Source organism: Methanobacterium petrolearium, from assembly GCF_017873625.1.
GTDB classification, from domain to species: Archaea; Methanobacteriota; Methanobacteria; order Methanobacteriales; family Methanobacteriaceae; genus Methanobacterium; species Methanobacterium petrolearium.
Window position 1 is genome coordinate 252,122 of the sequence record NZ_JAGGKL010000001.1, and the last position, 14,667, is coordinate 266,788.

General features: G+C 39.5%; 14 protein-coding genes. 6 read left to right on the forward strand and 8 right to left on the reverse strand.

Annotated elements, in window-relative coordinates:
• Positions 1-68: 68 nt before the first annotated feature.
• The 5 genes from J2743_RS01185 to cfbD form a co-directional block, all read right to left on the reverse strand.
• On the reverse strand, positions 69-677 hold the full coding sequence (locus J2743_RS01185) for a PAP2 family protein (protein ID WP_209624560.1): 609 nt from the start codon (positions 675-677) through the stop codon (positions 69-71).
• 97 nt (positions 678-774) lie between these two features.
• Positions 775-1,206 carry a hypothetical protein gene (locus J2743_RS01190; RefSeq protein WP_209624562.1) on the reverse strand — a complete coding sequence of 144 codons (432 nt, stop codon included), beginning with the start codon at positions 1,204-1,206 and terminating at the stop codon, positions 775-777.
• Positions 1,207-1,286: 80 nt separating this feature from the next.
• Complete coding sequence (locus J2743_RS01195) at positions 1,287-2,651, reverse strand: AIR synthase-related protein (RefSeq protein WP_209624564.1); 1,365 nt, start codon at positions 2,649-2,651, stop codon at positions 1,287-1,289.
• 68 nt (positions 2,652-2,719) lie between these two features.
• The gene (gene hisH, locus J2743_RS01200; protein ID WP_209624566.1) at positions 2,720-3,328 is read right to left on the reverse strand and encodes an imidazole glycerol phosphate synthase subunit HisH; all 609 of its coding nucleotides are present in this window, start codon (positions 3,326-3,328) and stop codon (positions 2,720-2,722) included.
• A gap of 9 nt (positions 3,329-3,337) precedes the next feature.
• On the reverse strand, positions 3,338-4,405 hold the full coding sequence (cfbD, locus tag J2743_RS01205) for a Ni-sirohydrochlorin a,c-diamide reductive cyclase catalytic subunit (protein ID WP_209624568.1): 1,068 nt from the start codon (positions 4,403-4,405) through the stop codon (positions 3,338-3,340).
• Positions 4,406-4,712: 307 nt separating this feature from the next.
• Between cfbD and J2743_RS01210 the strand changes: the two genes are divergently transcribed.
• Genes J2743_RS01210 through sfsA form a run of 3 tightly spaced genes read left to right on the forward strand, consistent with a single transcriptional unit; the run spans position 4,713 to position 6,389 of the window.
• Entirely contained in the window at positions 4,713-5,453 is a 741-nt protein-coding gene (locus J2743_RS01210; protein WP_245247902.1) for a hypothetical protein, read from the forward strand.
• On the forward strand, positions 5,428-5,613 hold the full coding sequence (locus J2743_RS01215; RefSeq protein WP_209624570.1) for a hypothetical protein: 186 nt from the start codon (positions 5,428-5,430) through the stop codon (positions 5,611-5,613). The genes J2743_RS01210 and J2743_RS01215 overlap by 26 nt, the downstream gene beginning before the upstream one ends.
• Positions 5,614-5,645: 32 nt before the next feature.
• Complete coding sequence (gene sfsA / locus J2743_RS01220; protein ID WP_209624572.1) at positions 5,646-6,389, forward strand: DNA/RNA nuclease SfsA; 744 nt, start codon at positions 5,646-5,648, stop codon at positions 6,387-6,389.
• A 53-nt stretch (positions 6,390-6,442) separates the two neighbouring features.
• Here sfsA and J2743_RS01225 read toward each other — a convergent pair whose 3' ends face one another.
• From J2743_RS01225 to J2743_RS01235, 3 genes are all read right to left on the reverse strand, one after another.
• On the reverse strand, positions 6,443-7,144 hold the full coding sequence (locus J2743_RS01225) for an alpha/beta fold hydrolase (protein ID WP_209624574.1): 702 nt from the start codon (positions 7,142-7,144) through the stop codon (positions 6,443-6,445).
• 51 nt (positions 7,145-7,195) lie between these two features.
• Positions 7,196-9,925, reverse strand: coding sequence for a cation-translocating P-type ATPase (locus tag J2743_RS01230; protein WP_209624576.1), 2,730 nt, complete (start codon positions 9,923-9,925; stop codon positions 7,196-7,198).
• 203 nt (positions 9,926-10,128) lie between these two features.
• Entirely contained in the window at positions 10,129-11,814 is a 1,686-nt protein-coding gene (locus J2743_RS01235) for a serine hydrolase domain-containing protein (protein ID WP_209624578.1), read from the reverse strand.
• A 366-nt stretch (positions 11,815-12,180) separates the two neighbouring features.
• Here J2743_RS01235 and J2743_RS01240 point away from each other — a divergent pair, with 366 nt between their 5' ends.
• From J2743_RS01240 to J2743_RS01250, 3 genes are all read left to right on the forward strand, one after another.
• Complete coding sequence (locus J2743_RS01240) at positions 12,181-12,744, forward strand: LemA family protein (RefSeq protein ID WP_209624580.1); 564 nt, start codon at positions 12,181-12,183, stop codon at positions 12,742-12,744.
• 252 nt (positions 12,745-12,996) lie between these two features.
• On the forward strand, positions 12,997-13,296 hold the full coding sequence (locus J2743_RS01245; RefSeq protein WP_209624583.1) for a hypothetical protein: 300 nt from the start codon (positions 12,997-12,999) through the stop codon (positions 13,294-13,296).
• 657 nt (positions 13,297-13,953) lie between these two features.
• Positions 13,954-14,130, forward strand: a complete 177-nt coding sequence (locus J2743_RS01250; protein ID WP_209624585.1) for a hypothetical protein — start codon at positions 13,954-13,956, stop codon at positions 14,128-14,130.
• The last annotated feature ends 537 nt before the right edge of the window (positions 14,131-14,667 follow it).

Below are 14,667 nucleotides of genomic sequence, written 5' to 3' on the forward strand. Positions count from 1 at the left end.
CATCACGTCAAGGTCTGCAATAATTTACGTTGGTGTTTGTAATCGTTAGAACCATTTTTTTTCAATTATCAAAACCCTATTAGAATATAGATCTGGATAGCAGTTAAAAAATAACCCAAAACCGTCCCGGTGATAAGCTGGGATGCACTATGTCTTTTCAGGTAGAATCTGCTCCAAATTACAGGAGGAACCAGTAAATTGAATAGGAATCCAGGCCATCCGAACAGGTAAATCATTGCAGTTGCCGGACCAGCAATGCCCATGGCGTGTATGCTGATCTTCCAGAACAAACTGAACAATAACACCACAATGGTGTTGGTAAGGTAACAGAACATTAAGACTGTAGTCAGTTGCGGTGCTCCTATTATGTACAGGACCACAAACCCTATAATGTAGGCGAAGATCACCAGTAACAGGGGATAAATCCTATCTTGCCGGTTGGGCATGTCCACTTCCAGGTTATTCTTTTTTATCCACAAAAAACTGGTTATAATGGGCATCAGACTTACAAAAAAGATGCTGACAGCAGAAAACCATAACCATTCCCCACCAGACAACACCGTGTAATTGATCAACAGAAATACAGGAATAGCCACAAATGAGGGGTTAGTTAGAGTGGATATGTTATTGGCAAGTTTTTCTTTAAACTGTGTTTGATTTTGATTAGAACTGGCCATGCAAATCTCGTGTATAATGTTTTTTAGGTTATATCCTCTTTAAAAATAGTAACTAATAAAATATTCTCATTGACTTATAGAAGGAGGGGTCCTGATTTTATTCAACATAAATGCGGAAAGTGTAGTTGCCACAGTTCCGGGAGGCAGTAGCCAATTTTTCTGTGTTTTCAGGGTCCAGTTCACCGGCCAGGACTTCCCCACCTAGCTGGTTTTCTTCGGTAAAAAGGTAATCCCCACCCGGCAATTGTTCGTCGAGAAAACAGGAGGCAATCCTTCCAGCACTTCTTACACTGGCCTGGCTGTTGTTCCCTGATTTTAGAATGGATGATATGGTGTCTAAAACAGACCTCCCATTACCATCTTTATATTGAACCATCAAATCCATGGTATCCTGGGCTTTCTGGGTGAACTGGATTTGGGAGTGGGATTCAGGAGGTACAGCAAGGTTACTAATTCCTAAAAGAACAATCATAACTGGTATTAAAGCTAGAACCGCATCCAGGGTGTAAGCAAATCCCTTTTCATCCATACCTCTCACAGTTAATTTAGTGACTCCTTGATTATTTTATTAAACTACCATCAGCGTAATTCTACAATTTATTGTAATTCCTATTGATTTTCCCTTATTCTTTCTACAACTTTGTCTTTTTTAAGAATTGCTTCATGGGCTGCTTTTTCTACTTTTTGCTTCATTTCTTCAAAGTCCTCGGGCTGCACATCTCCCACAAATTTCTTGATCTTGGTGTAGGCTGCTTCACGGAAAAGTGGTTTCAACTCTGTTTCCCCCTGTTCACCTACCAGTCGGGGAATTCCAGTATCATCTACCTCCCCTATCTGGCCTATTTTAACACCAACTCCGGAAATTGTATTTTCTACTTCACGTGCCACATTTTCCGGGGCTATGATCATCAATGAATCTACAGAAACACCTAAAGGGTCGATATCCAGGTTTTCCAGCATCTCCAGAACTTTGGGGTTTACCAGTTTTCGTATTTCATCCTCCCAGAAAGCCAATCCCAATCCTGTGGTTTGGGATATCTCATGAGCATCACCCCTGAGTCCGCCGTTGGTCACATCAGTCATGGCATGTACTTCTGGAAGCAAACCTGCCTGTAGTATGGCATCTGAAGCCTGTATGAAGCTGATGTCCATGGTCTCCCATACCACGTCAAAAAGACCATGATATAGGGCGGTGGTGGTTATGGTTCCCCCTCCTGAACCTTCAGTTAGTAGGATCACATCACCGGCCTCGGCTCGTTTCCTGGCAGTGGGTGGATGTGGTGATATTCCCACTGTACCTACGGCACTGACCAACCTGTCTCCCAGGACCATGTCTCCACCTATTCGGAGGGTGCTTCCTGCTACCAGGGGCACTCCAGTTAGTTCTGACACAGCACAGACTCCTGCCGTGTAATCGAAGAGTTTTCCCACTTCTCCGTCATCTGCAAGGTGCAGGTCACTTAAGATGGCCACTGGCTGGGAGCCCATGACACAAACATCCCGCATGGATGCTCTGGCCACATGAAAACCGCCCAAAAATGGGTATTCACTCAGTCGGGAGTGTATTCCATCCACTGCAGTGGTTATGTATACTTCTTCTGCTCCGGCGGGTGCCTTAACAACTCCTCCGTCATCCTGGGCTGTGGGGTTTATGAAGGCATCGGTGTGACTGCTTTTCACGATTTCAGCGATTTGACGGTGAACAAAGAAGTCTCCTGCACCTCGAGAACCCACACCCATCTTTCCCATACCTATTCCTGATTTAGGGTAATTTATGAGGTTTTTCAGGGATTCATCAGGGTGTTCCTCGATTTTCAGAGTGTATTTAACTTCATCAAGCACCGCCTCTGCCATCTGGTTAGCCTGTTGGGGGGAAATGTCTTTAAATTCTAATATTTTATTCTGGAGACTTTTTTGAACGGATTCTTCGTCACCATCTACCAGGGCGCGCCTGGTGAAACCTTCTATATCCACACTTACACCTTCTTATGTATTACGAATATATAAATTTTTCTTACTCTTGTTGTGTGTAAAAAATATCATCAAACTCGTTTAAGGAAGTTTTTCAGTATTTTCAGACCAATTGCACCGCTTTTTTCCGGATGGAACTGGGTGGCAAATACATTGTCCTGGACCACCACTGCTGGAACATCCACACCATAATCAACGGTTGCAACCACTATTTCATCATCATCTGGTTGCACATAATAGGAGTGGACAAAATACATGTAATCACTGCCTACTCCCTTAAGTAAGGGTGATTTCTTTTTTATGTTAAGCTTATTCCAGCCCATATGGGGAACCTTCAGGCCCTCATTTTTTAGAGTTCCTGGGAATCGAGCTACCTTTCCTGGGAATATGTCCAGTCCTTCCACTCCAGGATTTTCTTCACTTTCACTAAAAAGAACTTGCAGACCTAAACAAACTCCTAAAAATGGTTTTTCATCGCGAATATGCTGATAAATAACTTCTTTATATTTGGTTAGGTTTTGCATGGCAGTTCCGAAGGCACCTACACCGGGGAGGATCATTACATCTGCTTTTCCCAGTTCTTTCTTATCGTGGGTAACCAGGACCTCAGCACCAACATGCTGGAAGCCGTTGCGGATGCTTTTCAGATTTCCGCTGCCATAATCGATAATAGCTATCATAGTTTTAGATTATAATTTTTCCCTTAAAACAGTTCCGAAATCTGAAGAAACGATTTTATCAGTCCCTAAAGTTTTCGCATGAGCATCCAGTTCAGTAACCACCCAATTATACCCTAAATCCTTAAGTGGTTCCACCAATCTCGGACCATCAGTAATTGCAATGGATTTACACTTCAATTTCTCAATGGGCAGAGCATGGGGAACTCCTGCGACCACCACCCAGTCAAAATTGTTTTTTTCCAGGAAATCTACTGCTTCTATTCCAGTTACAGGATATTCATCCAACCCACCCGTTACAAAATCGACCACAATACCTTCTTTATCCAGTTCCCTCTGGATATTATGGGCATGTTGCCTGATACGGGGAAGTCCAATTTCTGTATCTAGATTGGCAATTGTGGTAGGCTGGTTTTCAGGATAGATATCTTGGAAAGATATTTTTAAGATATCTGAAAAAAGATATGAGGTTTCTTTCTTGGCATTAAGTACAATGGCTATTTTATCCCCATTTGCAAAGGCATCCAGAAGTATCTGAGCTACTTCTCCCTTATCATCCCCATAAGAAGGTGCTATATACTTTCCCTGGGCCATTCCCCTGGTTTTTTCGATTTCAGTGGCCTTTTTAAGCATTCTGCTTTGTCTTTCGGTTTCCTCATGGGGGATCACGCCTTTCCGTTCTGCTGCCTCTAAAACAGCTATTGCTCCTTCTGTGTTATCTCCCTCACTTAAACCACCATGAGACTCCACAGTCAAAACTGTGGCTGATATATTGGCGTTGTTAACAGCGTCGTCCATGTCTTCTCCGATGATCATACTGGCACAGGTGCCAACCACGCCCACCAGCTGGGGATGGAACAGTTCTTCTGCTTCTTTTAGGGTTTCTTCCAGTTTTTCTGAGGCTCCGAAGATGAAGTCATTTTCAGACATGGCAGTGGTAACCACCCTCACACCATCATTTTCCAAAAGACGGCCGGTACGGAAACAACAGCCGTGAGGGCCATGTAAGACTATTACATCAGCATTTAAGTCTCTTAAGGTGTAAAGTGACGCGGCAATGGGGCTAGGTCTTGGATGCAATTATATTTCACCTCTAATTTCATGATCCGCAGTTTAGCGGTTTTTTGTTACAAATATTAAACTCATATGGGATGTTGGATCCCATCACATATAATCATCTATTCATTCATTAAATCTTTGATTCATTCATAATCTACATTGTTGTTGTAAGCATCCCATTCACATAATCATATAACCAACCAGACTATAAGTTAATCTTGCACAATGTAATGGTAGATCAGTAAGTGGTCTGATTCTAAATCTAATACTTTTACATGCTCACAGGGGATTTATGGAAGATTAATTGATTATAATCATGGGGATAAGAATGAACAGGGAAACAGGGGCTTTAATCACGTTAACATTAGTCATTATCATTTTGGGAATATTCACAAGCTCAAATAGCCCATCATTCCATTTCAATGAATCTTTCAATGGTAATTCTACTCCAACAGAAGCTAATAACGTTATTTCATCGGTTAAATTCCTCGGAGAACGCAATTATGGTTTCGTAGTCCGTTATGGGCCATATGGAAATATTTATTCGCCAGTCAAGGTTGCCTACGTGGTGGGAGTCCACCCCCAGGAAGTTCAAGCCCACCAGGCAATGAAAACAGTTATCAGCAGTGAAAAATCATTAAAACACTGTTATTATGTTTATGAAATCACTGTCACCAAAAGTAGAGATGATTACGCCAAAGGACGGATTCACGGACAACAACTGGCCCTTGACTATGCAGTACCAGATATCAAGAAAATGAACTATAATCTGGTGATAGATGTTCACTCCACCAAAGGAGATTATCCTGAAACCAGATTTATTTCTGTCCCTGCAGATGATAGTCGTTCCCTATATCTGGCCCACCTGATTGTTAATAAAATATCTTGGCTCGTGTTTTACCTCCCTCCATTTGATGGTGGGCCTACCAGTGGTCCATATGTAACAATACCCATAATAAAATCAGGAACACCTGCAATGGTTTATGAAACCTACACTTACGCATCATTCAACGAAACAATGGAACATGCCAAGGAATTTGCAAGTGTGGTTGATAATTTATCACTATAACATAGAAAAGGAAAGTATTGTAGAAACAGAAGGTAGTATTAGCATAGAAATGGAAAGTATTGTAGAAACAGAAGGTAGTATTAGCATAGAAATGGAAAGTATTGTAGAAACAGAAGGTAGTATTAGCATAGAAAAGGAAAGTATTGGGAAACAGATGTAGTATTAGATGGAAAAGCCGTTTAGGGTGAATTATTGAAAATAGATAATATCATTGAAGGAAACTTCCAGGAAAGACCCAACCGTTTCACAGTGGTCTTTGAAACAGATGGTGTGAATAAAAAAGCCCATTTACGAGACCCCGGCCGACTGAAGGAATTACTGTTACCTGAAGCTAAATTACTCCTCCGTCCTGCAGATAATGTTGCAAACCGCAAAACAAAATACGATGTTATTGCCGTTGAATGTGAAGGCATCTGGGTGCTTATAAACTCTGGTTTTCACAGTGATCTGGCAGCAGAACTCATTGAATCTGGAGTCGTGCCGGAATTTTCAGATTACACTGTAGAAAAAAGGGAATATACATTTGGAAACAGTAGAATTGATTTTCTTCTGGCATCTGGAGAAAATGTAGAGAAAGAAGAGCATAAAAAATCTGATAGGATGCTTCTGGAAGTGAAGGGATGCACTTTAGTTGAAGAGGGGCACGCTAAATTCCCTGATGCACCCACCATTCGGGGAAAAAGGCACCTGGAAGAGCTTATTAAAGCTAAAAATCAGGGGATGGATTCTGCTGTGCTTTTTTTAATCCCCAGGGATGATCCTCAAATATTTTCACCTAACTGGGAGATGGATCCAGAATTTTCAGGTACACTGGAACAGGCAAAAAAACAGAAGGTACTGATTATTGCCTATGCTTTCAGTGTTGATTACCATGACCATGAATTAGAACTAAAACCCTTAAAAAAAGTAGAAATAAAGGTTAAAGTTGAGATTTAAACCTTGAATTATTGAAAAAAAGTTAGGATTTAAATTAAGAAAGTGGGTAAGATCTAAGGATCTTCAACGACCTTTCTTGCCGTTTCAAGGAGTATTTGAGAAAATTCTTCAGGTAAGTCAGCCATGGGCACGTGAGATGAGGGTAACTCAATGTAAGTCCATCGTTTTTTGTCGGTATCAATTTTTCTTTTGACAACCTCCGTAACAATGCCAAATTCGCTTTTTGTGCATAGAATATATGTTTTAGGTAATGATCTTATTTTCTGTGCATCAAACTGTAATTTTTCCACGTAAGGTGCAACTGCTTCCAGTCCAGAAAATGACAGAGGGTTGTGTCCACTGGAATTAATAATGTCAAAGAGTGATTCCCCAGGATCAGGGAATGCAGCGTCCAAATAAACTAAATGCTTGATTCTTTCGGGTATTTTGGAAGCAACACCGGTAATTATCATCCCCCCATAACTGTGACCCACTAGTATCACATTTTTCAGATCATTTTCAGTGATGATGCTGCAAATTTGTTGGATGTGTTCGGTTAGATTACTATGATGTTCATCCTTTAATGTAGGGGCAAAAACACGGTAATCATGTATTTCAAGATCTGGAATAATACTGTCCCATATTTTACCTCCTAAAAGGCCACCTGGGGGATAATCGTTACTTTTAACAAGTTTATTCCATGTATCTGTGGACATATTACCACCATGCACCAGAACATAGCTTACTACCGGAGCATCTTTTTTGGACCTTTTCATTTGAATTATCTCCTCTACTTAAACCCTTATTTTCAAGGTTAAAACCCTTATTTATTCTTTACGAACGAAATATTTGCGCACCTCATCGGCAAAGAACATTATTGGCACAAAAGTAATCAGATAGAGCCAATCATATATTCCCAATGCCGCGGTTTGGAATATTCCCTGCAATGGGGGGATGTAGATTATAGCGAGAAGTACAATCACTGAGAATGTAATTCCCCTTAATATCCACTTATTCTTAAACACACCCACTTTGAATACTGAAGTCCGGCTGGTTTGGCATCCCAACAGGTTTCCCATCTGAGCCAACACAATCCCGGCAAAGACCATACTAGTGGCCTTCAGGTAAACCGGGTCAGAGAATGAAAGCTGCTGACCCCAAGTCCAGCCACTGCTTAGGAGGATCCAGAAGAATCCAGACATCACCAGGGCAGCTTCAATTATTCCCAGGAAAATATAACCCCTAAAAATAACTCCAAAGTTCAAAAGACGTTCTTCACGTGCCCGAGGTGGACGGTCCATCACATCGGACTCTGAGGGACCCACTCCCAATGCCAAAGCAGGTACAGTATCAGTTCCCAGATCAATAGCTAGTATTTGCATCACAGTAATGGGTAGGGGGATCCTGAAGAGCACCATCATAACAAAAGGCACAATTTCAGCTGTTTCGTGGGAAAAAATGTAGGTGATGAATTTACGGATGTTTTCGTAGATGGTACGTCCTTCCTTGATGGCGGACACGATGGTGGCAAAATTATCGTCGGTGAGTATCATGTCCGAGGCTTCTTTGGCAACATCAGTGCCTGTAATGCCCATGGCCACCCCTATATCAGCCTTTCTAAGTGCCGGAGCATCGTTGACCCCATCTCCAGTCATGGCCACAATTTCATCCATGCCTTCCAGTATTCCGGCTATCCTCATCTTATGTTCAGGCACTGCACGGGCGAATATAACATTTTCACCAGAAACCAGAACTTTTTTAACATCATCATCAGTCATCTGGTTAAGATCCTTACCTTTAATGATTTTGCAGGGTTTATCACTTATTATGCCAACTTCCCGGGCAATTGCCTCGGCAGTGAGACCATAATCCCCGGTGATCATTATGATGCGGATTCCAGCCCGATGACAGTCCTCTACTGCTGGTTTAACCTCAGGACGAGGTGGATCCTGCATAGCCACCATCCCCAGGAAGGTGAGATCCTGCTCCACAGCATCGGCACTGTAATTATCATAATTATCAGGAAGGTCACGGTAAGCCATTGCCAGAATACGCAGCCCTGAAGCAGCTAATTCATCATGTTTGGTTATTATATTCTTTTTAGCCTCTTCATGGAACTTTTTAACTTCTCCATCTACAGATATGGTGTTTGACAATCCAATTATTTTTTTAGGAGCTCCTTTTACGTAAGCCACTTGTTTTTTGTTATTTTTATGTATGCTGCTCATTGATTTACGCTGAGAATCAAAAGGCAGTTCAAAAATCCTTGGATTTTTTTCTAATTCCTCTTCCCAATTAAATCCACTCTTTTTCGCAGCTACCAACAACGCGGCTTCAGTGGGGTCGCCAATGATTTTCCATTTACCTCCATCGGCAGGTTCAATGAGTTTGGAGTCATTACAGAAGGTGGCAGAACGCATTAACAGTTTAAGTTCCCCAATTTCCCTATGGTCAATCTGCTGACCTTTATGTAAAAATCCGCCTTCTGGTGAGTATCCTGCTCCAGTAACATCGATTATTTCATACGGAAGCCAAATCTTACGAACTGTCATCTCATTTTTGGTTAAAGTCCCTGTCTTATCCGTACATATTATATTGGTTGATCCTAAGGTTTCTACACTGGATAAACGTTTTATAAGGGCATTTTTCCTTGCCATCTTCTGCACTGATGCGGCTAGTGCCAGGGTGACTGTGGGGAGCAGTCCTTCAGGAACATTAGCAACGGTCAGGCCAATGGCGAATATGAAAGCCATCTGGAGTGGTAGTTTAACTACCCATAAGTTCACTGCAAAGAGTGTAACTCCCAGGAGCACTGCAATCAACGCTATTATCCTGGTAACCCTGGCCAGTTCCTTCTGCAGGGGACTATCTTCATGACTAACTTCCTGTGTCAGACTTGCAATCTGGTTAAATTCTGTTTTTTGACCGGTTGCAAAGATAACTGCTTTACCAGAACCTGCAGAAACACTAGTACCTGCAAAAATTATATTGGGAGTCCCGATAAGATTTTCAGCCGCTGATTCTTTGGCATGGGAAACTTTTCGGACGGGTTTAGATTCACCTGTGAGGGTGGAGCTATCCACTTTCATCTGGCTGGCTTCCACTAGACGGGCATCTGCAGAGATGTTATCTCCCTCTTCAAGCACCAGAAGATCTCCAGGAACCAGCACAGCAGATAATATTTCCGTTTTCTCACCATCACGAATTACCTTAACCTGAGATGGTAATATTTTTTTCAAGGCTTCCAGGGCCTGTTCTGCCTTGTACTCCTGCCAGAAACTGAAAATAGCGTTGATGATGATAACTGCGATAATTGCAAACCCTAACTGGGGAGTACCACTTAAAAAAGCAAGAAAACTGGCTGCCCATAGGAGTAAAGCCAGAAGCTGGTAAAGATTGGCTAAAAACTTAAAAATAACTGGTTTTTTCTTAACTTCCTCGATCTGGTTATGTCCATAATATTCAAGCCTTTTTTCAGCCTCTTCGTTGGTTAAACCATTCTGAGAAGTGTTTAATTCAGTGTAAACCTCTTCAGGAGGGAGTTCATTGATCTGCATTTTTACACTTGAAGTTGACCTCTCTGTCAGTGGATTAATACAAGGAATTTCAGGGATTAATATGTAAATGAAATAATATAAATTTTAGGTGTTTTCTGGATTTAAGAAAAAATATTAAGGTTCTTAAGACCTTAAACTGCATGGAATATTATTATAATATTGAAATAAACCATTAAATGGTAAAATAAATAGTTTAGGGCTAATTAAACTCGGTTGAAAGTTCCGTTACCACCATTCACATCCCATCGATCAGTATGGACTTCCTGGGGAATGTTATTTTCAAAGTTACTGAAGGTGATATTTTTCTGGTGATAAACATCCACGAAGATGTTACCATTCAAATGGGTCACTGGACAAGGATCTGGATTATTTCCCGCGTATAAATTTAGGTTACTAGCATTAACTTTCTCGAATTTAATGTTACCATAATAATCAGAGTAATAGGTACCCACGTAGTTGTCAATAGGATATGGCAGAGGAACAGTAGTTGGTAGTTGGGCGGTGGTTGATTCTGGCTGAAATTCTCCCATATCTTCTCCGGGGATGGTTGAAGGATCATCTGGCTGGTTTTTTAAGTATATTGACATTAATTCATGGGCGATTAGTTCACAAAATTTCCCTCCTTCAAGGCCTTCATTGGCCATAACCACCACGCCCAGATCCTCAGAAGGTAAAAGGCGGACCTGAGTTGTGGATAACCTGGTTGATCCAGCGTGAAGTATGAACTTCTGGCCTTGGGTGTACATAACCCCCCATCCCAGGGCATACCACAGTTCAGTGTTTGGCTCGGATTCGATAAAAATCAGAGGCATATGTGTTTCAGCCATAGATTGGGATGAAACTATTTGTTGCCCGTTGAAAATTCCTTCATTAAGTTGGAAACGAAGCCAATTACCCATGTCTTTTATGGAACAGCTTAAACTTCCCGCAGGAGCCATGCCATCCAGATTGTTTGGATCCACGTAGTAGACCACTCCATCAACTATAACATGGGTACCGGAGTGGTTGGGGCTGTTAACATACTCCTGATAAGTAGTCACACTGGAATCCATTTTCAGGGGTTGTAGAATGTTCTCCTTTATTAACTGGGACCAAGTAGTGGATGATGCTCGGGCAGCAGAATGGCCAGCCAGAGAAAACATGATATTGTTGTAAGCGAATTTAGCACGAAACACGTTTTGTGATTCTATAAACCGCATACGATAGAGTGTTTCCATAAAATCATAGCTGAAATCCATAATATGCTCATTTCCAGCGTTTTCATACATACCTGTGCGATGTGAAAGCAGATCCTTCATATTGGCTTGTGGGGTGGCTACAGGATCTTGCAGGGTGAATTCGTCAGGATCAGGGAAATATAGCTGGGCAGTGTCATCCCAAGTCATTAAACTATCATCTACCAGAGATCCTATGGCAGTGGCAGTGAACGCCTTGGTACAGGAGCCAATCTGGAAGAGGGTGTCCGCATGTATAGGATCAGATTCTCCCACCTTTTTCACCCCCAGGGTCTTCGTGTAAACGATCTGGTCCTTATAAACCACCACCACGGCTGCTCCGGGGATAAGACTATTTTTAAAAAGATTTTCAACGTAGGAGTTGAATAAAACCATTATTTTATTAATATCAGGTGACTCCGGTGACGGATTTTGCTTTTTTTCTCCGTTATCCTGATTATGGGCTGTAGTTTTTGAGTATGCATTCACATTTAAGAAAAGGGGATTTACAACATTTCCTGACGAATCAGGTGATAATTCAGGGGTTAAAGGTGTTTGAAAACTGTCCAAATTATTATCATCCTCTGGTAAGACTGGGTTATGGGGTAAAATTACAATAACTATCACTATTAAAACTGTGGCAACCAATATCACCCCGATTCCAAGGTTTTTCAACAACTTGCCCCCTATTTTTTAGAGAAATAAAGGATCTACAGGAAGTAGTAGTGAAATTCTCGTCCTTATTTTTATCATGTAAACATGATTGTCTTAAAATTCTATTATCCACGGTTAGATATTAATATTTAACGCAGCTAAGTGAAGGAATAGTAAACATCATCATATCTGTTGGTGTGGTTTAGAACGGCATTTTCATACATACATGCTATGAATAAAAATTTAACTTATATGGTTTTTAAAAAGAGACTTAAATCCTATAAATTGGATGGTTAGGGCTTAACTGAACTAATAGAATATTTTTGGGGCTAAATTTATTAATGATAGTGGGGTACTAATTAATAAGAACATGATAAAAATATAGGAATGGTGGTTAAACTGATAATCGAAATAATTATTCTAATAGTCCTGATTGTAGTAGTGTTATTCATTGTTTCTCTCTACAACAGCCTTATTCAGCTCAGAAACCGGGTTAAAAATGCCTGGTCCCAAATTGATGTTCAATTAAACCGAAGGGCAGACCTGATCCCGAACCTGGTAGAAACAGTTAAGGGATACGCTAAACACGAAAAAACAGTTTTTGAAAAGGTAACCGAAGCAAGATCAGGTCTTATGAATGCTAAGACGGTTCAAGAAAATGCTGAGGCTAACAACATATTAACAGATACATTAAAAAGCCTTTTTGCCGTGGCAGAAAATTACCCTGACCTGAAGGCCAATGAAAACTTTCTGGAACTGCAGAGTCAGCTGGCAGAAACTGAGGACAAAATAGCTTACTCCAGACAGTTTTACAATGATACAGTGTTAATGTACAACAACAAATGCCAGATGTTTCCCAGTAATATGATAGCATCCACGTTTAACTTCCAGGAAGCAGAATTCTTCGAAATTGAAGATGTAAAAAGAGAAGTTCCCGAAGTTAAGTTTTAAATTATTTTTTTTAAATTATCTTTTTTAGTGACAGCTGGGGTTAAGACGACTTATTTTATTTTAGTAGCCATATTCTGATCCATTTTAGCGACAAGTTATACTAATTATATACTTACCAGAATTGATCCGAGTTAAGTTGGATGCAGTGACCAGCTACCATAAACTAAACAATCAATTACAATCTCAGAAAAAACAGTAAAAACTATTGACTTAATTTTATAATAGTATAATAATCATATTGTTGGGGTTAGTATGAAAAATGCAAAGATAATTTTTGGAATAATATTGGGAATCATAACTCTTTTAATTCTGGTTTTTTGTGTTGCAGTAGGTCTTTTTTATGTGTTCGCACCGAGCATAGCTGAATATGTAATCACAACCACAAAAAATGATTCTGATATAATTTCATCTAATACCTATAATTTTACAGATAACGGAACGCACAATGGAAGTAATGTTACATTAACAGTTACATATGCAACAATAGATGCTAATGACACTAAAAATCTAACTTTGGGTAACTATTTAAAATGGTTGTTGGGATGGAAATGATTAATAATGGAGGTTAAATTTGGAAACATAATTTACTAAAATATTACCATAATTGTAATTAATACATGCCACTTATCCTAGTAATTTAGTGGTTAAATTAAACCGAATTATTTTTCCAAAAAATGCACACTGTAATATCTGCATTACCCAGAAACCACTTTTTGATTTCGGAGTCGGTATCCTAATTGATTGAAGAAATAGTTAATTTAACGATACATTACGGTACATTGCATGATTTAATGTAATGAATAGTCCCTTTAAAGTTTATCATACTATTCAAACCCTGATTTCGTCAATATCAATTGATGACTATATTTTACTATTTAATGTGTTAAATGGTACCTATTTGGTAAAATCAAGATATAAAAAAATTTTCACACCCATTACACACAAACATGAACAAATATTTCAGATAAATTTGATTTTTAAATGGTAAATAGAACTAATATATCGACAGGAACATAGTTGGTGATGGTAGTAACTTATGGTAGAATATGAAACTTTTACTTAAGTAACAAGGAGAAAAGGAAAACAGGTATACATTCCTGACACCATCTTGACAGTTGCAGATATCCAAGAAGGCGACTGCATGGAAGTGAAAATCATGAAACTAAAAGTATCAACAGAAACCAATAACAAGTAAAGGGGTGGATTATTATGGTAAAACTAAAGGGTTTTGACAATGTAGAACTAAAGAAAGAAAAAATTATGAATGTTGGAAGTATAGCAAGAATTAACCAAGTTATAGACTTACTAAGGGAGTTAGAACCTACTGAGGAAATAAATCAGTGTCTTGAATTACTGGAAGAAGTAAAAAAGATTGAAGGTTGGTAAAGGGTTAGACTCCTGACTTATTCATGATAACTTCCGGAATGTTGCAGGTATAGGAAGGTGATTATTTAGAAGTTACCACTAGAAAACTGAAAGTGTCAGAAGATAGTTAAATGTATAGCATTTGTCTAATGAAGCGATTTTATGCGTTATTTATATTGTGATAAGTGTGGCAATATTATGTATTAAAATCTGAAGAATCATTGGAAGACTTTGATGAAAAACTTGTGAATGTGGTGGAAGGTTAATACTCGGTGAAATAGCTGATAATCAATCAAATAGACAATTCATTATTTCAAAAACAAATTTAAAAGATTTTTTTAGTTCTTTAGCTATAGGAATAAGTGTAGGATTATTTCTACATTAATGTCATTTGAAGGATATCTATCCCTCTTTATGGTGTTTATTATATTATCTGGCTTTGTTACATCTGTTCTCATTTCAAAAGAATCTCACATGCCATATTTTTTTAATTCCTGTCGATTGAAAGCTAATTTTAAATTAAGTAATGCTTATGAAGGTGTTACTGCAGCTATTGTA